Genomic DNA, 19349 nt, shown 5'->3' with positions numbered 1-19349 from the left:
TAAGGAACAAAAGGGAGCGAAATCTCCCTTTTGTTTTATGTAGGAAATGATTGCTATTGATTCCGACAGGAGAGAGGGTATTTTGTGATGAAAAAAGTAAGAAAAGCGATAATCCCAGCAGCTGGATTAGGAACACGTTTTTTACCAGCAACGAAAGCAATGCCGAAAGAAATGTTACCGATAGTAGATAAACCAACGATTCAATACATTGTGGAAGAAGCAGTGAAATCGGGTATCGAAGATATTATTATCGTTACTGGTAAAACAAAGCGTTCTATTGAAGATCATTTTGATAATGCATTTGAACTAGAACAAAACTTATTAGAGAAGAAAAAATATGAGTTGCTTGAAAAAGTACAAGCTTCTTCAAAAATGGTAGATATTCATTATATCCGTCAAAAAGAGCCGAAGGGACTAGGACATGCTGTTTGGTGTGCGCGTAAATTCATTGGTGATGAGCCGTTTGCAGTGTTACTAGGTGATGATATTGTCCAAGCTGAGAAACCGTGTTTACGTCAATTAATGGATGAGTATGAAAAAACACTTTCTTCTGTTATTGGTGTACAAACTGTTCCAGAGTCGGAAACACATCGCTATGGAATTATCGATCCATTAGAACAAGAAGGTCGTCGTTACCAAGTTCGCAATTTCGTTGAGAAACCAGCACAAGGTACAGCTCCTTCAAACTTAGCAATTATGGGCCGTTACATTTTAACGCCTGAAATCTTTATGTTCTTAGAACAGCAACATGTCGGTGCTGGTGGTGAAATTCAATTAACAGATGCAATCCAAAGCTTAAATGAAATCCAACGTGTATTTGCTTACGATTTCGAAGGAAAGCGCTACGACGTAGGTGAAAAGCTAGGATTCGTTCAAACGACAATTGAAATGGCCCTGCAACACCCAGAATTGCGTGATGACATGGTTGCAATGATGAAGAAAATTTTAGAAGAACAAGCGAATCAAGAGTCTTAATATAAAAAAAGAGTTATTGCAGCAATCTGCAATAACTCTTTTTTATTATGAAATCGTCGAATGAGAATGCTGATAAGCAGAACGACGCACAGCATAGTATATGCGAGGTGCGATAATAGCACCGATAATTGTAAATGCAATATCTTTTACTGCAAACCACATCATAACCATCCAAGCAGCTTTATAGCTCATATTACCGCCCATAAAGAGATTGACTGCTCCGTACATGTAAGTAGTACCGATTATATAAGTTAAAATAATTCCAGTGAAAGAGGCAATTGCAAATGTAATGAAAGTTGGTCTTTCTTTTTGTTCTACTAGTTTTCCTGATACGTAAGCAACGATAATAAAGGCGATAATAAAACCACCAGTAGGATCTAAAAGTGCTCCAAATCCAGCTTTGAAGTTAGCGAAGATTGGTGCGCCGGCTAAGCCAACGAGCATATATACAGTCATGGATAAGGCACCAAGTCTACTTCCAAGAAGAAGACCTGCTAAAATTGCGAAAAATGGTTGCATAGATAATGGGATGCCTGCTACTTGTAAGAAAGGTGCCCAAGATACAATATTTGCACCGATGGCCATAAGAGCAACGAACATGGCAGCTAATGCTAAATCTAAAACATGAAATCTTCTCATAATGTTAACCTCCTGTTGTTTTTAGGTTAACATTATCGTAGCGAAAATATTTACTTGTTGTCAATCAAAATATTTTGATAAGAAGGCTTTAAATAGTCTCTTAGCAACGTATATGGAATACGAAATTGCGGAATTCCACTTGAATAGGGAGCAATCTCATATAAAGGGAAATAAATGACGAGATTGTCTGGCTCTAAAAAGAAGTGAAATTTTTTCATACTCATTACTTTTTCAGTTGCATCAGGAAAATAAATGCTTTCATTTTGTTTAATTTGTCGTACAATCTCTGCACGGATTACATCTTTATATTTATCCTTTTGTTGAAATAAATCGTCTAAGTGCAGCACCTTTTTTTCGTTTAAATCAAATGTATTTGCCTTCCACGTATAAAGACCGTGTGCTCCGCCAGTATATTGATAGTAATTCACATATAGGCTAAGAAAAGGTGGTTTGTTTAAAGAGACTTTATAATCAACATTTGCTACGTACGGATGAAAGGGTGTACTAGATCCTTCTGTCTCTTTATAATATTTTTTTGCTTCTTTTTCTAATTTGTTTTTAAATTTGTCAGTGGATTTTTTGTAGTATAAATTGAGTTTATTTTGAAATTTAGAATCAGAAAAGTTGTGAAAAGAAGGCCTATTTATTTGATATTCTATATAAGGTTTCTTACCTTTTTGCGTTACAGTCTTAACATCGATTGTCAGGTTAGATGCTTTGGCTGTTATTGCACAATTTGGTACAATAGTCAGCAAGGAGAACATAAGCAGTAATATACAAAATTTCTGTTTCATTTAGGTGAAGCCTCCTTATATAAGTGTTATAAGTAGTTTGAAAATAAATAGGTAAAATTATACATTTAATTAAAGTAAGAGAAGGGGGAAGCGATATGGCAAAAACTTTAATGGATTCACTTGGAATTGAGTTGTTAGAGATGACAGAAGATAAGGTAGTTGCTACGATGCCTGTTGATGAGCGTACGCATCAACCGTTTGGATTTTTACATGGAGGTGCATCGGTTGCATTAGCGGAAACAGTGGCAAGTGTTGGTTCATATAATTTAATTGATCAAGAAAAATGTGTTTGTTTCGGATTAGAAATTAATGCAAACCACATTCGCTCAAAGAAAGATGGAATTGTAACAGCGATCGGAACACCGATACATAGAGGACAATCGACAATGGTTTGGGATGTTCGTATTATTGATGAAAATGATGATTTACTATGTATATCAAGATGTACAGTAGCAATTAAAGAAAAACGTGAAAAGTAAAAAAGAGGTGCTCTTATGAGCAGCCTCTTTTTCTTATAATTAGAACTGGATTTTCTTCTCTAAGAAACCTTTTAGTTCGCTAATTGGCATACGAACTTGTTCCATTGTGTCACGGTCACGTACTGTAACAGCTTTGTCTTCAACTGAGTCGAAGTCGTATGTGATACAGAATGGTGTACCGATTTCGTCTTGACGACGGTAACGTTTACCGATAGAACCAGTTTCATCAAAGTCTACCATGAAGTCTTTAGCTAATTCTGCGAATACTTCAGTAGCACCTTCAGATAGCTTCTTAGATAATGGTAAGATAGCTGCTTTGTATGGTGCTAAAGCAGGGTGGAAACGAAGAACTGTACGAGAATCGTTTTCTAATTGCTCTTCTTCATATGCATCACATAAGAATGCTAATGTTACGCGGTCTGCGCCTAAAGATGGCTCGATGCAGTATGGCACGTAACGCTCATTCGTTTGTGGATCAATATAGTTAAAGTCTTCGTTTGAATGTTCCATGTGACGTTTTAAGTCGAAGTCTGTACGAGATGCAACGCCCCAAAGTTCGCCCCAACCGAATGGGAATTTGAATTCAATGTCAGTTGTTGCATTACTGTAGTGAGATAACTCTTCTTCACCGTGGTCACGAAGACGCATGCTCTCTTCAGACATACCAAGTGAAAGTAACCAGTTTTTACAAGTTTCACGCCAGAATGCAAACCACTCTAAATCTTCACCAGGCTTACAGAAGAATTCAAGTTCCATTTGTTCGAATTCACGTGTACGGAATGTGAAGTTACCAGGCGTGATTTCGTTACGGAAACTCTTACCGATTTGGCCGATACCAAATGGAAGCTTTTTACGCATAGAGCGTTGAACGTTTTTGAAGTTTACGAAAATACCTTGTGCTGTTTCAGGACGAAGGAAGATTTCGTTTGTGCTAGACTCTGTAACACCTTGGAATGTTTTGAACATTAAGTTGAACTGACGGATTTCAGTGAATTCTTCACTACCGCAATCAGGACATTTTACTTCATGTTCTTTCATTAAGTCAGCCATTTGGTCGAAAGTAAGACCATCAACAACCATTTCGATGCCTTTTGCATCTAAAGCATCCTCAATTAATTTGTCAGCACGGTGACGAGCTTTACATTTTTTACAGTCGATCATTGGATCGTTGAAGTTACCAACGTGACCAGAAGCGATCCAAGTTTTAGGGTTCATTAAAATAGCTGCGTCTAAACCAACGTTGTATGGAGATTCTTGAATGAATTTTTTCCACCAAGCTTTTTTAACATTATTTTTTAATTCGATTCCAAGTGGACCGTAATCCCAAGTGTTTGCAAGACCACCGTAAATTTCAGAACCAGGGAAAACAAAACCGCGATGTTTCGCTAAGTTTACAACTTGTTCCATTGAATACATAAGAAAATCCTCCTTTTGAAAGTTAACGTATTGGCGATGACATACTCTGATACTTTGGAAACGAGCAGTATATGCTAAAAAGAACATAAAAAAACGCTCATCCCAAGGCTTATTTGCCTAGGGACGAGCGTTTGCCCGCGGTTCCACCCTAGTTGATACACAAAAGGTGCATCCACTTTATCATGTATTGCTCGGGACTGCCGTTTCCTTGCGGCTTCAGGCTTTCACTATCCCTGAATCGCTTTTTATGCAAGTACTTATAAGTCCGTCATCGCTACTTATATTAATAATAATGAACATATTCTAACACGTTCTTTTTTAAATCTCAATAGAGGAACGCGTCTATCTATGATAGAGTCTCGCCTATTTTTTCATTATTTATTCCGTAATTTTGCTTAATATGCTTAATTGCTTCACGCTTACTTAATGGAGCGAGCTCATTGTTTTGAACGTATTCCCAAACTACATCCGGATTTGTTTTTGCATATTCACGAAGGACCCAGCCAATCGCTTTTTGAATGAAAAATTCTTTTGAAGAATGTAGTTGTCCAATAATCCAGAAAAGAAGTTCTTCATCCATCTTTTGTTTATATTTTAGTTGGAATAAAATAGCGGCACGTTGTAACCATATGTTATCTGATGCAATCCATTTTGGAATATAGGCAGAAATTAATTCTGGATGTTTTAAAAAGATATCGCCTAAAAATGTAGGGACGATGCTATCGACAGAGTCCCACCAAGATTTTGTGACAATCAGTTCTTCTAAGAAGGGGATATGAGTTTCGTTTATATGCTTTTTATATTTTTGCATAATATCAAGTGCGGCCGCTTGGAATTCACGTTCTGGTAAGTCCCAAAGCTCACGTATGATAATTTGGAAGTCTTTTTGATCTGGGAGAGTATGTATTTGAATGATGTCTTTTAATAATTGGCGTCTTTCCGGTGTTTGAATACCTAGAAATGGGAAGTGATTTTTCATATAACGAGCCATAGGTTCTGCTTTTTCAGGATTTTGATGAGCTGTGAAATGCTCTTGTAATGCTTTTACAAATGGATGCATAAGTGTTGCTCCTCTCTTATTCTCTTTCTTCTCTTATTATACAAAGAGTTTGGATAAATTTTAAAACATAACTTGCAATGTAATGAAATATGTTGAAAGTAGAGAGGAGAGGATAAGATGGAGGATCAAGGCGTATTAGCAGGTTTCTTTGCTCTTAGTTTTGCGTTTATTCTTGTTATATTAATTTGGGCAATTATTTCATATTTGTTAACGGCTTTTGCACTTTATTCGATGGCGAAAAATGATGGTGCAACGGACGGGGTGCTTGCGTTTATTCCGTTTTTGAATAGTAAGACATGGGGTGACTTAGCGAAAGATAAATTACCAGATTTTTTGAAAGAAGAAGCAGGGTGGAAAGTATTCGGTATATACGTTGCATGTTTTATTTTTAATTTCGTACCAATTATAAGTTTACTAGCAACAGCTGTATCGATTGTATTGTCCATTTATCTTATCTACGCTATTTTAGACAGATACGGAACGAACTCTATATTATTTACGATTATTCATGTAATCACATTTTCAGTGTTCTTACCGATTCATTTATTTATCATTCGAAATGAACCGGTGAGATATAAAGAGTAGATTTTTCTTTTTTGTTGATAAGTCGATATATTTTAGATATAAGTAAAAAAGCGCCCTGATTATCAGAGCGCTTTTTTTACTACATAAGGTAGCGTAAATAAATATAAATGTGAGAAATGATTAATGAAACGATCATAATTGGGAAACCGACTTTTAGGAAGTCCATGTAACTAAATTTATGTCCTTCGCGGCTCGCGATACCTGCAACGATTACGTTAGCAGAAGCTCCGATTAATGTTCCGTTTCCGCCCAGACAAGCACCTAGTGCTAATGCCCACCATAATACATCGATTTGTGCGTCAGATGGTGATAAGCCTAGCCCAACTGCCATATCGTTAATAAGTGGAATCATTGTTGCAACGAATGGGATGTTATCAATTGTTGCAGAGGCGATACCAGATACCCATAAAATAAGGATGGATGCGTAAGAAATATCTCCGCCTGTTATACCAATTACTTTTTGAGCTAACATTTTGATAAGACCGATATCGATAAGTCCTCCAACAAGTACGAATAGCCCTGCGAAGAAGAAGATTGTTACCCATTCTACACTTGCGAATACCTCTTCAATTTCATGTTCTTTCACACCAATTAACATAAGTACAGTAGCACCAGTTAAGGCGATAATAGCGGCATCAATATGGAAAATAGAATGAGTCATGAAACCTACAATTGTAAGTCCAAGTACCGTTAAAGATTTTTTCATTAATACTGGATCTTTAATGTATTGTTTTTCATCTAAGCTCATTAATTTTTTAACTTGTACAGGATCGGCAATTAATTGTTTACGGTACATGAAGTAAAGTATTGTTGCTGTAACTGCAATAATAATAATTACGATTGGTGCTAGATTCAATAGGAAAGCATTGAAGTCTAAATGCTTATTTGCAGAACCAATCATAATGTTAGGTGGATCACCAATTAATGTTGCTGTTCCTCCAATATTTGAAAAAATAATTTCAGAAAGTAAATAAGGAACAGGATTTACTTGCAGTATGCGCGTAATAGATAAAGTAACTGGAACAACAAGAAGTACAGTTGTAACGTTATCTAAAAATGCGGAGCCAAGCGCGGTAAGTAGGGAAAGGGAAATTAAAATTTTAATTGGATTTCCTTGTGCCCCTTTTGCTGCTTTAATGGCAACGTATTGGAAAACACCTGATTTACTCGTAATGTTCACCAAAATCATCATACCGATGAGTAGCGTAATCGTTCCCCATTCAATATGTTTCGTAAAGGCGTTATGTAAATCGACGACCCCCACAATTACCATGAATGCTGCACCGAGAAGTGCGATGACAGCGCGATTAATTTTTTCAGAAATAATAATGGCATATGTAATTAAAAAGACTGCGATAGCAAAATAATACTGCCAGTTAGCGAGTTCTTGCGTTGTTTCGTGCAAAAATCTCATCTCCTTTCATTCATTTTTCTTAGTGTGTCAAATATTAACTAGATGAAACACACATAACGTCATTATAAAGTAGAAAAACTGCGGATGTAAATGAAAGGAGAGATTTTGTCATATTTTCTGCATAGGTCATTTTTTCTTATTTTTTAAAATATTTGTGGGCATTTGACATATATATAAGATACATCCAATCTGAATATTTAAAATGGAATTAGCATTCGAGCTTGTTCGTGTAGGAGTGTCAAATAGAAAGGAATGACAAAAATGATAAGGAAGGGATCGTATGGATGAACAACGATTTTTATTTTTAGACTTTGAGTTTACGATGCCCCAGCATAGAAAGAAACCGAAAGGATTTTTTCCAGAGATTATTGAGGTAGGACTCGTTTCAGTTGCTGGCTGTAAGGTAGAAGATACGTATTCATCACATGTCAGGCCGAAAACATTTCCTTCTTTAACGGATCGATGTAAGAAGTTTTTAGGAATAAAACAAGAAGTCGTGGATAAAGGGATTTCATTTCCTGAACTCGTTAAGAAGCTTGCAGAATACGAAACGAAATGTAAACCGACAATTGTAACGTGGGGAAATATGGATATGAAAGTGCTGAAACATAATTGTGAAATGGCAGGGATAGCTTTTCCATTCTTCGGACAGTGTCGTGATTTATCGCTTGAGTATAAGAAGTTTTTTGGAGAAAGAAATCAAACAGGATTATGGAAAGCAATTGAGGCGTATGGAAAAGTAGGGACAGGGAAGCATCATTGTGCGCTTGATGATGCGATGACGACGTACAATATTTTTAAACTAGTAGAAAAAGATAAAGAGTATTTAGTAAAGCCAGCACCTCCAACATTAGGAGAACTTGTTGATTTTTCAAAAGTGTTAAAGAAAGTGAGCACACAGTAACGACCAAATTGCACATTATGTAATTTGGTCGTTTTGTTTTTTAGAGTTTGTAGTCTTTCTTTAACTGTTGTAATGTTTCTAGACTACGCTCTGCAAAAGGTGAATCATCTTCAGAAAATGAATTCATTTGAGTTTCTAATGCTAATTTTAGTGACTCGGTATAATCCGGAATTTCTCCTTCATATTTTTTCACCATTTGCTCTGGAATGTTCGTCTGTTCACGGAAAGCTAAAGCGCGTCTTTCATGGAAAAATGGTACGTCAGCTTGTTTTACGTTATGTAAGTCACCTTGCACCGGATGTTTTAAAACAGCTAATACTTTTACGACGTAACTGCCAGGGCGGCTATTTGTAACTTCGCCGATGTATTTTCCTGTTTTATAAATACCAGTAACGATTTCGCCAATTTCAAATGTTTCTCTCATATTTTTCACCTCAAGTTTATAGTAAGGAAAGTAGGAGAAGGAGTCAAAGAAATCATTTGCTTTCAGAACGCCCCTTGAGAATATGGATAGGTTCCACTATAATTTAAAATGATATAACAGAAAATTCTGATGTTTTATAAATCCTATAATAAGGAGTGTTCTATATGATGCCTTTATATTTTCCGGAAGATAAAACAGAATATATTATTCCAGGGATTGTTTGCGTTCTATTTATTATCGGTGCTATTGCCACGTGGCGTATGTTTATTCGTGTATCAAAAAGAGAAGCAGAGCGATTGCAGAAAGTTGAAGAAAAACTATTAGCTGAAAAGAAACAGTAATGCATTTTTGTATGTTTCCCTCTATGCTCGGACAATCTAAGGGCAGAATATATTTTGGAGGGAATAAAATGAAGAAACGGCTTTTTTTCAGTTGTTGTTTATTATTTCTGATGGCAGGTTGTGACCAAGGAAAGCCGAAAGAAATTGAAGTGAAATTACATAATGCTTCAGGAGATGAAGTAGGGACTGCGAAAGTAGTGCAGCAAACAAGTGGCGTGAAAATTACGATTAAAGGAGAAGGTTTCACGCCAGGACCACACGGACTACATGTACATGAAATTGGAGAGTGTAAGGCACCTCGTTTTGAATCATCCGGGAATCATTTTAATCCTGATGATAAAAAACATGGTCTTCTTAATCCGAAGGGTGCAGAAAACGGTGATTTACCGAACGTAGTTGCAGATGGTTCTGGAAAGATTAAAGCGGAAATCGATGCACCTCACATCACACTTGAAGAAGGAAAAACGACGATTCATAGAAAAGATGGAGCGTCTATTATTATTACAGAAAACCCTGATGATGGTATGACTCAACCGACAGGTAAATCAGGGGATCGAATTGCTTGTGGCGTAATTGTAAAAAAAGCATCGGATATGAAGAAAAAGTAAAAGCTACCGTGAATGGTAGCTTTCTTTGTGAAATGTAATTGAAAATATATCAGCGATTATTGGAATATATCGACTGTAACTCAAATTATATCGGCGATTATTGGAATATATCGACCGTAACTTGAAATATATCGACCGTAACTTGAAATATATCGACTTACCGACAAAATATTACAAAGGAGTCTGTCCAAGAATGATTAGGGGGACAGACTCCTTTCTTATTATGAAAACGTATGACACAGTCTGTTTAAAATTTCTTCTAAAACAGATCGTGGACAGCCGATATTAATTCGAATATGTTCTTCGCCACCTAACCCGTATTTCTCACCAGGTTCAACAATGATTTTTCCTTTTTCCTCAAGTAATGCAGTACGCTCGTTTTGAGAAAGCTTTAGACGAGAACAGTCAATCCATAATAAAAAGCTACCTTCTGGCTTCGTTACGGAAAGAGCAGGTATGTGAGTTTTAATATATTCACAAGCAAATTGAGCATTATCTTCTATATATAATCGAATTTCGTTTAGCCAATCATTACATTCTGTATAGGCACTTTGCATCGCTGTATAAGCGAAGATATTTAATCCGTGGAAGCCTTGTCTATATTGGATAGATGTAAAGGCTTGACGGAGTTTTTCATTTGGAATGATAATAATCGATGCTTGTAATCCAGCGATATTAAATGTTTTACTTGGAGCCATACAAGTGATAGTGCGCTCTGCTAATTCTTCAGATAAGGAAGCGAACGGTGTATGTGTATGATCTGCATAAATAATATCGGAATGAATTTCATCCGCCACAACGATTACGTTATATTTAGTACATAACGATCCGAGCTGCACAAGTTCCTCTTTCGTCCAAACGCGCCCGATTGGGTTATGAGGGCTACAAAGAAGCATGAGTTTGATGCCTTGCTGAAACTGCTTTTCTAAATTCTGGAAGTCTATCGCATATGTATCATTTTGTTTCTGTAATGGACTCACGTATAACTGTCTGTTGTTTGTTGTGACCATTTCGAAAAATGGAGGATAAATAGGTGGTTGTACGAGAACGGATTCGTTTTCTTTTGTGAAAGCCTGTATGCTCGTACTAAGAGCTGGAACGATTCCGGCGCTAAAGACAATCCATTCTTTTTGAATATCCCAGTCGTATTGTTGTTTTGTCCAGTTACAAATAATATTCCCAATATTTTCGGGAGGAAGTGTATAGCCAAAAATCGGATGTTCGATTCGTTGTTTTAAGGCAGTTTGAATTGGTTTTGGTACTTCAAAATCCATATCAGCAATCCAAGCATGGATAAGTTCTTCGTTTTTATATGTATCCCATTTTATACTATGCGTTCCACGTCGATTGATTGCTTTATGAAATAGTTGCATAAGTTTGCTCCCTTCTTCTGTAAAACCAATAAGTTATGAAAGTTCTCTCTCTTCTTATAGAATAGCTGATGTGATAGGATAAAGAAAAGTATTAAAAAGTGAAAAGGCGGGAAGCGAATGGGTACATATGAAAAGATGATAGAGGTTGTGAAGAATTGGGATCCGTTTCAAATGGGACCGGAGTTTTATGAAACAGAAGCGAGCGATGTTGTGAACGTCATAAGTGTGTTTGACGATCCAAAATACATCGCAAAGAAGATTCAACATATATACTTTATGTCTTTTGAGGAAGTACCTGCGCTTGAAAAATGTGAGAAATTAGCTATGGAATTACTTGTAATAAAAGAAAGTGGAAGCTGTTCATTATAGGCTGTCGGAATTTCCGACAGCCTTTTTTATATTATCCCGCTATTTTCCGGGCAGTAAGACCCCGACCTCAAAATTCAGCGGAAGCAAAGAAGTTAGGTGGGGACTGATTAAAGTTTCATTTTATTGCGCGGAAAAAGCGATAATTTCTTCATAAACATGTTCAGGCTTTTCTTCAGGTAGTAAATGTCCTGTATTTTCATAAGAAATAAATTTTGAATTCGGTAAATCTTTGTGTAGACGATGACCTACATGTACAGGGACGACGCGGTCTTTTTCACCCCAAATGAGTAGGATAGGTGTTTCGATTTTTTGTAATTCAGTTGAAGATAAGTCACCTTCACGGTCTCGTATCATGCGAGTTAAAGCGGGAAATATACGGTTGTCATAAAAAGGAGCGGAGTAACCTTTTTTCATTTCATCGTCAATTAATGAGTGATCATGAACGACATTCATTAAGTTATGAACAATGCCGCGCCGTATAATCCAGTTCTTTACGTATAAATGAAAGAACGGTAAATAAGAAGAGTATAGTAAAGGTAAGGTTGCGCGCGCTAAATAGCTCGAGCTACATAGTAAAATCGTCTTTGAAATGAGTTCAGGACGTATACGGTTTACATAGAGAGAAATTTGCCCACCCATAGAATGCCCAACTAATACAATGTTTGAGAGAGATAAATGTTCAATTAAATCAATAATAATCGTTGCTAAATTGTGATAAGAATACTTAAACAGATGAGACTTATCACTTTTTCCGAACGGTGGTAAGTCAAGAGCAATGACTGTTCCTTCCTTCGCTAGTAAAGGAATGAGACGGCGGTAACTGAATGAGGAAGATAAAAAGCCGTGAACGAGTACGAAAGTAGGGCGTTCTGTTTTATTATCATGTTCATACAATTCGTAATGAACAGTAGTGCCGCGAGTGGAAAAAGTGAAATAAGGACAAGTATATTTATGATTCATTTTTTGTCACTCCATTGATTTTTGTTCATATCATCTCCAAGGAAGAAGAAAATATGTTAACAAAAAAAGGCAAGATGACGATGTCATCTTGCCTTTCGTTTATTCAGTATTACCCGCGAACAATATTAGGCGGTGTTTTTCCTTGTAACCCTGCAACTAAATTTTCAGCGGCGGTCATGGCCATTTGCTGACGAGTTTTTAATGTTGCAGATCCGATATGTGGTAAAGTCACAACATTTTGTAATGATAAGAGTGGATTATCTTTTTGAATCGGCTCTTGTGTAAATGTATCGATACCTGCTGCAAAGATTTTCTTTTCTGTTAAAGCATGGATTAACGCTTCTTCATCTACTGTTTTCCCCCGAGAAGCATTAATGAAGATTGCTGTTTCTTTCATTAATGAAAATTCCTTTTCTCCGATAAGGTGATATGTTTCATCTGTTAATGGAGTAAGAAGAACAATAAAGTCAGACTGCTTCAGTAGCGTCTGTAAATCACAATATGTAGCATCGAATTTTTGTTCAGCTTCTTCTTTACGACGGCGGTTATAATAAAGAACATTCATATCAAATCCGAATTTTGCTCGTTTTGCAACGGCTTCTCCAATTCGGCCCATACCGATAATACCAATTGTGCTATGGTGTACATCTAGTCCGAAGTGTTCTTTTCCGATTTCAGCGTTCCATTCACCATTTTTTACGTAAGAATCGAGTTCGCAAACGCGGCGCCCAGCTGATAGCATAAGGGCGAAAACGAGATCAGCTACTGTATCATCTAATACGTATGGTGTATTTGTTCCGATAACCTTTCGATTTTTCATCGCTTGTAAATCAAAATTATCGTAACCAACAGAAATGTTGCTCACTACTTTTAAGTTAGGAGCCACTGTCAGTAATTCTTCATTAATAGCAGATCCGAAATTTAATAACCCATCTTTATCTTGTATTTTCTCTAATAGAACATCACGAGGTACTTTCTCATTTTGATCCCATTTTTCATAATCACAGTGTTCTGATAAATAGTTTTCTACAAATGTCGGAACTGGTTCAGCAATATAAATTTTTGGTTTCACGGTTCCATCCCCTTTCGCTTTATCACGCATTTTTCCGCTGATTAAAGTTTCACTTTATTTTGACATAATTCAATAGAAAAATCTTCTTTTCAAACTGGAAAGGGTATTTGTATAATTTAGACACAAACGAAAAGGAAGGATGATTTATATGGTGACAGAAAAAGAATTAGAATTATTAGCTTGTCTTGAAAAGAGTAGTCGATTATCTGTAGATACATTAGCGAAGCTGTTAAATATAGAAGTAGAAGAAGTAAAGAAGATGGTTGCGAGATTAGAAAATGAAAAGATTATTGTGGATTATGTAACACATATCGATTGGACGAAAGTGAAAGAACATACAGGTTTAACGGCAATGATCGATGTGAAAGTTACGCCAAAGCACGGCGTTGGGTTTGATGCGGTTGCTGAGCAAATTTATCGTTATTCAGAAGTGAAATCCGTTTATTTAATGTCAGGGACATATGATCTTTCTATTACATTAGAAGGTAAAACGATGGGGGAAGTAGCGATGTTTGTTTCTGAGAAATTAGCAACAATTGAATCTGTCGTTTCTACAACTACTCATTTCATTTTGAAGAAGTATAAACATGAGGGCGTTATTTATGAAAAAGACGATGATGATAAGCGAATTGTGGTGACACCATGAAGCAATTTGAACTATCTAGATCAGCAGAATCTTTAAAACCATCTGGTATTCGAAAATTTTTTGATTTAGCAGCAAATATGAAAGGTGTTATTTCCCTCGGGGTAGGAGAGCCGGATTTTGTTACCCCTTGGAATGTAAGGCAAGCATGTATTCGTTCTTTGGAACAAGGGTATACGTCATATACAGCAAATGCAGGATTATTGGAGCTCCGTCAAGAAATAGCAAAGTATCTAAAAAAACAATTTGCAGTATCTTATGATCCAAGTGATGAAATCATTGTTACAGTTGGAGCGAGCCAGGCGTTAGATGTAGCGATGCGTGCCATTATAAATCCTGATGATGAAGTGCTCATTGTTGAACCAAGCTTCGTTTCTTATGCACCACTTGTGACATTAGCTGGAGGAGTTCCGGTTCCTGTGGAGACTAAGCTAGAAAACGAGTTTAAAGTACAACCAGAACAAATTGAAGCAGCTATTACAGCGAAAACAAAGGCGATTTTACTTTGTTCACCAAATAACCCGACAGGTGCAATGCTAAATAAATTCGAGCTTGAAGAAATAGCAGTGATTGTTGAGAAGTACAATCTAATTGTATTATCTGATGAAATTTATGCAGAGCTTGTATACGACGAAGCATATACAAGTTTCGCGAGTATTAAAAATATGCGCGAGCATACGATTTTAATTTCAGGATTTTCAAAAGGATTTGCGATGACAGGATGGCGTCTCGGTATGATTGCAGCTCCTGTTCAGTTTTCAGAATTGATGCTCAAAATTCACCAATATTCCATGATGTGTGCACCGACGATGTCTCAGTTCGCAGCACTTGAAGCGTTACGTGCGGGGAATGATGAAGTAATTCGGATGAGAGATAGTTATAAGAAGCGTCGTAATTTTATGACGACATCTTTCAATGAAATGGGCTTAACGTGTCATGTGCCGGGCGGAGCATTTTATGTTTTCCCTTCTATATCTTCAACAGGATTATCTTCAGCGGAATTTGCAGAACAGTTATTGCTGGAAGAAAAAGTAGCTGTTGTCCCTGGTAGCGTATTTGGCGAAAGTGGTGAAGGGTTTATTCGTTGTTCTTATGCGACGTCGCTTGAACAACTTATGGAAGCAATGAAGAGAATGGAACGGTTTGTTGAAAATAAAAAAAGGACAAAACGTAATACGTTTTGTCCATAAAAGGGGGGGAATACTAGAAAGCCATGTGTTAGTAGTCTATCCCAATATTGGAGAATTATACTTCTTTAAGGGAAATTTTTCATGAATTTTGAATGAGTTCTGTCATAGTGGTATAATTTACTAATATAAGGTATGCGCATTCTAGATATTGTTATCTAGAATGCGTACTAACCAATCGGATATTTAAAATAAATATATCTGCTTTGCTCTCTATAATTGTAGAGAGAATGGTAAACGTATGGGAGTGTTTCATATGTCAGAACAATATACAACAGGAGTGGTTGTAACAGGGAAAGTGACTGGAATTCAAGATTACGGTGCGTTTGTAGCGTTAGATGCAGAAACACAAGGACTTGTGCATATATCTGAAATTACAAATGGATATGTAAAGGATATTCATGACTTTTTAAAGGTCGGCGATACAGTAGAAGTAAAGGTACTTTCAATTGATGAAGAGCACAGAAAAATGAGTTTATCGTTAAAAGCGGCGAAAAGAAAACAAGGAAGGATTCTTATACCGAACCCATCTGAAAACGGATTTAATACGCTGCGAGAAAAGTTGGCAGAATGGATTGAAGAGTCCGAGTTAACAAAGTAAAAGAGGAACGCATATGAGCGTTCCTCTTTTACTTTATCTTATGATATATATTTGCAAATATGATTGCATGCAATCATATTCGTATGTCGGAGGTGAAAGGACATACTGATTATCGAATTTCGTTTGTTTCTGGGTGCGTACCAAGATTTTCAGATGGTTTAAACAGTAAACCAAGGTTGATAAGCCCAGATATACCAACGATGCCGTAAATAATACGTGCAAGAGCTGAATTTTGTCCACCGAAAATGGCTGCTACTAAGTCAAACTGGAAAAACCCGATTAATCCCCAGTTCACAGCGCCAATTACAGTAAAGACTAATGCGATACGTTGCAAAGTACTCATGAAAAAGCCCCCCTTAATTGTGAAGCATGAGCAAGCGATGAGTTAATTAACTCTTTTATAGAATGGGGTAGTTATGTTGTTTTTATACATAAAAAATGTTTGGAAAGGGATGTATATACATCTATACCGAAAAATGCGAATTTTTATGCAAAAAATGAACTTTTTCTAAAAAATATATATTGGTTACGTTTACAATTGCCTAATCGCTTGATTTACAACTTCAGTTTCGCTAAAGTGAATACAGAAATACATATCCATAATTGGAGGGAAAAAGATGAGTACACATGTAACGTTCGACTATTCTAAAGCGTTATCCTTCATCGGTGAACATGAAATCACTTATTTACGTGATGCAGTGAAAGTAACACATCACGCAATCCACGAAAAAACTGGAGCTGGGAACGATTTCCTTGGGTGGGTAGACCTTCCGCTTCAATATGACAAAGAAGAATTCGCTCGCATTCAAAAATGCGCAGAAAAAATTAAAAATGACTCTGACATTTTACTTGTTGTAGGTATTGGTGGTTCTTACCTAGGAGCACGCGCAGCAATCGAAATGTTAAACCATTCTTTCTACAACACGCTTTCTAAAGAACAACGTAAAACTCCACAAGTGCTATTTGTTGGACAAAACATTAGCTCCACTTACATGAAAGATTTAATGGACGTATTAGAAGGTAAAGACTTCTCTATTAACGTTATTTCCAAATCAGGTACAACAACAGAGCCAGCACTAGCATTCCGTATCTTCCGTAAGTTATTAGAAGAAAAGTATGGAAAAGAAGAAGCTCGCAAACGTATTTATGCAACTACAGATAAAGCGCGTGGTGCATTAAAAACATTAGCTGATAACGAAGGTTACGAAACATTTGTTATTCCAGATGATGTTGGAGGTCGTTTCTCTGTATTAACGCCAGTTGGTTTATTACCAATCGCAGTAAGTGGCTTAAATATTGAAGAGATGATGAAAGGTGCAGCTGCTGGTCATGATGACTTCGGAACATCAGAACTAGAAGAAAATCCAGCTTACCAATACGCAGTAGTTCGTAACGCTTTATACAATAAAGGAAAAATAATTGAAATGCTTGTTAACTATGAGCCAGCACTTCAATACTTCGCTGAGTGGTGGAAACAGTTATTTGGTGAAAGTGAAGGAAAAGATCAAAAAGGCATTTTCCCATCTTCAGCAAACTTCTCAACTGATTTACACTCATTAGGTCAATACGTTCAAGAAGGGCGTCGTGACTTATTTGAAACAGTTCTTAAAGTAGGTAAATCTACACATGAACTAACAATCGAATCAGAAGAAAACGATTTAGACGGATTAAACTACCTTGCTGGTGAAACTGTAGACTTCGTAAACACAAAAGCATACGAAGGTACATTACTTGCACATAGCGACGGGGGAGTACCAAACTTAATCGTAAATATTCCTGAATTAAATGAGTACACATTCGGTTACCTTGTATACTTCTTCGAAAAAGCATGTGCGATGAGCGGCTACTTATTAGGCGTGAATCCATTTGACCAACCTGGAGTAGAAGCATACAAGAAAAACATGTTTGCTTTACTTGGTAAACCAGGATTTGAAGAATTAAAAGCAGAATTAGAAGAGCGTTTAAAATAATAAAAAGCGACCGGATTCCGGTCGCTTTTTATTATTTTATCGAAAAGTCCATCAGTATATTCAAACTAAAGTGGGTATGCTAAAGGAAAAGTCTAGGAGGGATGGGCTTGATTCCGATTCAATCAAATTTAGAAGGACGTACATATGCGTTATATAAGTTAGAAGAGATTATGAAACCACTTGGATATAGCATCGGTGGTAATTGGGATTATGATAAAGGATGCTTCGATTACAAAATTGATGAAGAAGATGGGTATCAATTTTTACGAGTTCCATTTACAGCCATTGATGGAGAACTAGATGTACCAGGCGTAATAGTTCGTCTTGGAACGCCGTATATTCTTTCGCACGTATATCAAGACGAACTAGATGATAATGTGAATACTTTAACAGCTGGAACGAGTGGAATGGATCAATTTGCTGAGCCGAAAGATCCAGATGGAGATGTGAAAAGAAAATATATCAATATTGGGAAAGTGCTCATGCAAGAATTAGAGCGTCATTTTACTAATGGTGAATAACAATGAGTATGTCGCTTTCAATGAGAACAAAGGAATGAACTGGATTAATCATATATTGTTCGTCGCGCTTTATACCTAGTAAGAGAATGTTTTGCTTTAAAAGAGTATAGCTACAATTGGCAAAAGTTTGTCCGGTGCAGGACGATGGAAGCTCCATCAGTTGTAATTTATTATCAGAGATTTCGTCGTAAAGTGAAAATAGTACACCTGAAATGGAAGGGAATAAAAGAGAAGCGGTAAATACATAGCTCGTTAATTTATTTCCTTCTATAATTTCTGACACGCCAGCTCTCGTTGCATTTTGTATTTGTTCAGAAGTAAGAAGTTCAGCGATGCAGTGAATGTTTGGGTTGAGCCCTTTTGCAGTTAAAATATTTAAAATGGACTGTGTATCCGCTAAGCTTTCGTTTTTTTCTTTATCAGCTGTTATTAATATGGTGTGTGCCGTTGCAATATTGGCCTTTAATAAAGTTTGATCGTGATGCGGACAACCTTTTATAAATTCTAAATGATGAAATGGTTTTGGGAGTAAAGAAAGTGTTTCATCAATTAAAACGATATCAAGGTTTGGTTGTAATACGTGCATTTGCTTTACGACATGTTTTGCGCGCTCATTCCAGCCAACGATAATCATATGACCGTTAGAAGTAGCGGCTTCTTCACCTTTAATTTTCATATATTGTTTATTAATCATTTCAGTAGCAAACAGCACCATATAATAAGAACAAAAGCCAGTTCCTAATAAAATAATACTTATACCTATTAGTTTTCCTATCGTCGTATGGGGAGCAAAGTCGCCATATCCAACTGTAAAAATGGTAACGATTGACCACCAAATTCCGTCAAACCATGTAGTGAAATGAAAAGGTTCTAATCTATGTATAAGAAAACCGGAAAAAGCAGTCAGTACAATAATAAAACAAATTAAACGAAAAATAATGGAATCACGAAATGTATCTACTAAATTCGGACGGGATTTCAATTGCCTATTCCTCCTTACTTTGTAGGACTACA

23 protein-coding genes are annotated in these 19349 nt (G+C 36.6%); 12 read left to right on the top strand and 11 right to left on the bottom strand.

Annotation, left to right across the window (positions count from 1 at the left end):
- Window positions 1-87 precede the first annotated feature (87 nt).
- Window positions 88-975 (top strand): UTP--glucose-1-phosphate uridylyltransferase GalU, encoded by an 888-nt coding sequence (gene galU, locus GD442_RS24155; RefSeq protein ID WP_002097988.1) that lies wholly within the window; start codon window positions 88-90, stop codon window positions 973-975.
- Window positions 976-1020: 45 nt separating this feature from the next.
- Here galU and GD442_RS24150 read toward each other — a convergent pair whose 3' ends face one another.
- A complete protein-coding gene (locus GD442_RS24150; RefSeq protein ID WP_086407891.1) occupies window positions 1021-1614 on the bottom strand; it encodes a biotin transporter BioY in 594 nt (197 codons plus the stop codon).
- Window positions 1615-1664: 50 nt separating this feature from the next.
- Entirely contained in the window at window positions 1665-2408 is a 744-nt protein-coding gene (locus GD442_RS24145) for a DUF3298 and DUF4163 domain-containing protein (protein ID WP_000810329.1), read from the bottom strand.
- Between the two features lie 95 nt (window positions 2409-2503).
- On the opposite strand from GD442_RS24145, the gene GD442_RS24140 reads away from it, so the two are divergent.
- Window positions 2504-2887 (top strand): hotdog fold thioesterase, encoded by a 384-nt coding sequence (locus GD442_RS24140; protein WP_086407892.1) that lies wholly within the window; start codon window positions 2504-2506, stop codon window positions 2885-2887.
- 39 nt (window positions 2888-2926) lie between these two features.
- Here the strand turns inward: GD442_RS24140 and GD442_RS24135 are convergent, their stop codons facing one another.
- The gene (locus GD442_RS24135) at window positions 2927-4303 is read right to left on the bottom strand and encodes a glycine--tRNA ligase (RefSeq protein WP_000287151.1); all 1377 of its coding nucleotides are present in this window, start codon (window positions 4301-4303) and stop codon (window positions 2927-2929) included.
- A gap of 346 nt (window positions 4304-4649) precedes the next feature.
- On the bottom strand, window positions 4650-5363 hold the full coding sequence (locus GD442_RS24130) for a DNA alkylation repair protein (RefSeq protein WP_000553309.1): 714 nt from the start codon (window positions 5361-5363) through the stop codon (window positions 4650-4652).
- A 117-nt stretch (window positions 5364-5480) separates the two neighbouring features.
- Here GD442_RS24130 and GD442_RS24125 point away from each other — a divergent pair, with 117 nt between their 5' ends.
- Complete coding sequence (locus tag GD442_RS24125) at window positions 5481-5948, top strand: hypothetical protein (RefSeq protein ID WP_000390061.1); 468 nt, start codon at window positions 5481-5483, stop codon at window positions 5946-5948.
- Between the two features lie 79 nt (window positions 5949-6027).
- On the opposite strand, the gene GD442_RS24120 is transcribed toward GD442_RS24125, so the two are convergent.
- The gene (locus GD442_RS24120; protein ID WP_000545209.1) at window positions 6028-7353 is read right to left on the bottom strand and encodes an ArsB/NhaD family transporter; all 1326 of its coding nucleotides are present in this window, start codon (window positions 7351-7353) and stop codon (window positions 6028-6030) included.
- 289 nt (window positions 7354-7642) lie between these two features.
- Here GD442_RS24120 and kapD point away from each other — a divergent pair, with 289 nt between their 5' ends.
- Window positions 7643-8266 (top strand): 3'-5' exonuclease KapD, encoded by a 624-nt coding sequence (kapD, locus tag GD442_RS24115; protein WP_000344356.1) that lies wholly within the window; start codon window positions 7643-7645, stop codon window positions 8264-8266.
- 40 nt (window positions 8267-8306) lie between these two features.
- On the opposite strand, the gene kapB is transcribed toward kapD, so the two are convergent.
- The gene (gene kapB / locus GD442_RS24110) at window positions 8307-8690 is read right to left on the bottom strand and encodes a kinase-associated lipoprotein KapB (protein WP_001209344.1); all 384 of its coding nucleotides are present in this window, start codon (window positions 8688-8690) and stop codon (window positions 8307-8309) included.
- A gap of 164 nt (window positions 8691-8854) precedes the next feature.
- On the opposite strand from kapB, the gene GD442_RS27905 reads away from it, so the two are divergent.
- Together GD442_RS27905 and sodC are read left to right on the top strand one after the other, a co-directional pair.
- Entirely contained in the window at window positions 8855-9031 is a 177-nt protein-coding gene (locus GD442_RS27905; RefSeq protein ID WP_000982757.1) for a hypothetical protein, read from the top strand.
- Between the two features lie 68 nt (window positions 9032-9099).
- Entirely contained in the window at window positions 9100-9639 is a 540-nt protein-coding gene (gene sodC / locus GD442_RS24105) for a superoxide dismutase [Cu-Zn] (RefSeq protein WP_000746520.1), read from the top strand.
- A 221-nt stretch (window positions 9640-9860) separates the two neighbouring features.
- On the opposite strand, the gene GD442_RS24100 is transcribed toward sodC, so the two are convergent.
- Window positions 9861-11012 carry a MalY/PatB family protein gene (locus tag GD442_RS24100; RefSeq protein WP_001175820.1) on the bottom strand — a complete coding sequence of 384 codons (1152 nt, stop codon included), beginning with the start codon at window positions 11010-11012 and terminating at the stop codon, window positions 9861-9863.
- 117 nt (window positions 11013-11129) lie between these two features.
- Here GD442_RS24100 and GD442_RS24095 point away from each other — a divergent pair, with 117 nt between their 5' ends.
- Window positions 11130-11381, top strand: a complete 252-nt coding sequence (locus GD442_RS24095) for a YugE family protein (RefSeq protein ID WP_000537639.1) — start codon at window positions 11130-11132, stop codon at window positions 11379-11381.
- 120 nt (window positions 11382-11501) lie between these two features.
- Here GD442_RS24095 and GD442_RS24090 read toward each other — a convergent pair whose 3' ends face one another.
- Together GD442_RS24090 and GD442_RS24085 are read right to left on the bottom strand one after the other, a co-directional pair.
- Complete coding sequence (locus tag GD442_RS24090) at window positions 11502-12341, bottom strand: alpha/beta fold hydrolase (protein ID WP_001015860.1); 840 nt, start codon at window positions 12339-12341, stop codon at window positions 11502-11504.
- A gap of 109 nt (window positions 12342-12450) precedes the next feature.
- Window positions 12451-13443 carry a 2-hydroxyacid dehydrogenase gene (locus GD442_RS24085; RefSeq protein WP_002041993.1) on the bottom strand — a complete coding sequence of 331 codons (993 nt, stop codon included), beginning with the start codon at window positions 13441-13443 and terminating at the stop codon, window positions 12451-12453.
- A gap of 118 nt (window positions 13444-13561) precedes the next feature.
- Here GD442_RS24085 and GD442_RS24080 point away from each other — a divergent pair, with 118 nt between their 5' ends.
- From GD442_RS24080 to yugI, 3 genes are all read left to right on the top strand, one after another.
- Window positions 13562-14059, top strand: coding sequence for an Lrp/AsnC family transcriptional regulator (locus tag GD442_RS24080; protein ID WP_000255696.1), 498 nt, complete (start codon window positions 13562-13564; stop codon window positions 14057-14059).
- On the top strand, window positions 14056-15246 hold the full coding sequence (locus GD442_RS24075; RefSeq protein WP_000808536.1) for an aminotransferase: 1191 nt from the start codon (window positions 14056-14058) through the stop codon (window positions 15244-15246). The genes GD442_RS24080 and GD442_RS24075 overlap by 4 nt, the downstream gene beginning before the upstream one ends.
- 253 nt (window positions 15247-15499) lie before the next feature.
- Window positions 15500-15844 (top strand): S1 domain-containing post-transcriptional regulator GSP13, encoded by a 345-nt coding sequence (gene yugI, locus GD442_RS24070; protein WP_000003764.1) that lies wholly within the window; start codon window positions 15500-15502, stop codon window positions 15842-15844.
- 109 nt (window positions 15845-15953) lie between these two features.
- Here the strand turns inward: yugI and GD442_RS24065 are convergent, their stop codons facing one another.
- On the bottom strand, window positions 15954-16187 hold the full coding sequence (locus GD442_RS24065; protein WP_000105788.1) for a DUF378 domain-containing protein: 234 nt from the start codon (window positions 16185-16187) through the stop codon (window positions 15954-15956).
- A gap of 274 nt (window positions 16188-16461) precedes the next feature.
- Between GD442_RS24065 and GD442_RS24060 the strand changes: the two genes are divergently transcribed.
- Window positions 16462-17814, top strand: a complete 1353-nt coding sequence (locus GD442_RS24060; protein WP_086407893.1) for a glucose-6-phosphate isomerase — start codon at window positions 16462-16464, stop codon at window positions 17812-17814.
- A gap of 107 nt (window positions 17815-17921) precedes the next feature.
- Window positions 17922-18335, top strand: a complete 414-nt coding sequence (locus GD442_RS24055; protein WP_000612334.1) for a YugN-like family protein — start codon at window positions 17922-17924, stop codon at window positions 18333-18335.
- On the opposite strand, the gene GD442_RS24050 is transcribed toward GD442_RS24055, so the two are convergent.
- Complete coding sequence (locus GD442_RS24050) at window positions 18322-19317, bottom strand: potassium channel family protein (RefSeq protein ID WP_000842320.1); 996 nt, start codon at window positions 19315-19317, stop codon at window positions 18322-18324. The genes GD442_RS24055 and GD442_RS24050 overlap by 14 nt on opposite strands.
- Between the last annotated feature and the right edge of the window lie 32 nt (window positions 19318-19349).

Source organism: Bacillus sp. A260 (assembly GCF_009861435.1).
Lineage (GTDB): Bacteria > Bacillota > Bacilli > Bacillales > Bacillaceae_G > Bacillus_A > Bacillus_A cereus.
Note: the sequence above shows the minus strand (reverse complement) of the source record. Positions and strands in the feature narration are given on the sequence as shown.

Excerpts from the sequence above, each read along its gene's own strand:
- GD442_RS24100 (WP_001175820.1), bottom strand. The coding sequence starts at position 11,012 with ATGCAACTATTTCATAAAGCAATCAATCGACGTGGAACGCATAGTATA.
- kapD (WP_000344356.1), top strand. The coding sequence starts at position 7,643 with ATGGATGAACAACGATTTTTATTTTTAGACTTTGAGTTTACGATGCCC.
- sodC (WP_000746520.1), top strand. The coding sequence starts at position 9,100 with ATGAAGAAACGGCTTTTTTTCAGTTGTTGTTTATTATTTCTGATGGCA.
- GD442_RS24150 (WP_086407891.1), bottom strand. The coding sequence starts at position 1,614 with ATGAGAAGATTTCATGTTTTAGATTTAGCATTAGCTGCCATGTTCGTT.
- GD442_RS24135 (WP_000287151.1), bottom strand. The coding sequence starts at position 4,303 with ATGTATTCAATGGAACAAGTTGTAAACTTAGCGAAACATCGCGGTTTT.
- GD442_RS24140 (WP_086407892.1), top strand. The coding sequence starts at position 2,504 with ATGGCAAAAACTTTAATGGATTCACTTGGAATTGAGTTGTTAGAGATG.
- yugI (WP_000003764.1), top strand. The coding sequence starts at position 15,500 with ATGTCAGAACAATATACAACAGGAGTGGTTGTAACAGGGAAAGTGACT.
- GD442_RS24075 (WP_000808536.1), top strand. The coding sequence starts at position 14,056 with ATGAAGCAATTTGAACTATCTAGATCAGCAGAATCTTTAAAACCATCT.
- galU (WP_002097988.1), top strand. The coding sequence starts at position 88 with ATGAAAAAAGTAAGAAAAGCGATAATCCCAGCAGCTGGATTAGGAACA.
- GD442_RS24090 (WP_001015860.1), bottom strand. The coding sequence starts at position 12,341 with ATGAATCATAAATATACTTGTCCTTATTTCACTTTTTCCACTCGCGGC.
- GD442_RS27905 (WP_000982757.1), top strand. The coding sequence starts at position 8,855 with ATGATGCCTTTATATTTTCCGGAAGATAAAACAGAATATATTATTCCA.
- GD442_RS24080 (WP_000255696.1), top strand. The coding sequence starts at position 13,562 with ATGGTGACAGAAAAAGAATTAGAATTATTAGCTTGTCTTGAAAAGAGT.
- kapB (WP_001209344.1), bottom strand. The coding sequence starts at position 8,690 with ATGAGAGAAACATTTGAAATTGGCGAAATCGTTACTGGTATTTATAAA.
- GD442_RS24085 (WP_002041993.1), bottom strand. The coding sequence starts at position 13,443 with ATGCGTGATAAAGCGAAAGGGGATGGAACCGTGAAACCAAAAATTTAT.
- GD442_RS24145 (WP_000810329.1), bottom strand. The coding sequence starts at position 2,408 with ATGAAACAGAAATTTTGTATATTACTGCTTATGTTCTCCTTGCTGACT.
- GD442_RS24095 (WP_000537639.1), top strand. The coding sequence starts at position 11,130 with ATGGGTACATATGAAAAGATGATAGAGGTTGTGAAGAATTGGGATCCG.
- GD442_RS24065 (WP_000105788.1), bottom strand. The coding sequence starts at position 16,187 with ATGAGTACTTTGCAACGTATCGCATTAGTCTTTACTGTAATTGGCGCT.
- GD442_RS24125 (WP_000390061.1), top strand. The coding sequence starts at position 5,481 with ATGGAGGATCAAGGCGTATTAGCAGGTTTCTTTGCTCTTAGTTTTGCG.
- GD442_RS24130 (WP_000553309.1), bottom strand. The coding sequence starts at position 5,363 with ATGCATCCATTTGTAAAAGCATTACAAGAGCATTTCACAGCTCATCAA.
- GD442_RS24060 (WP_086407893.1), top strand. The coding sequence starts at position 16,462 with ATGAGTACACATGTAACGTTCGACTATTCTAAAGCGTTATCCTTCATC.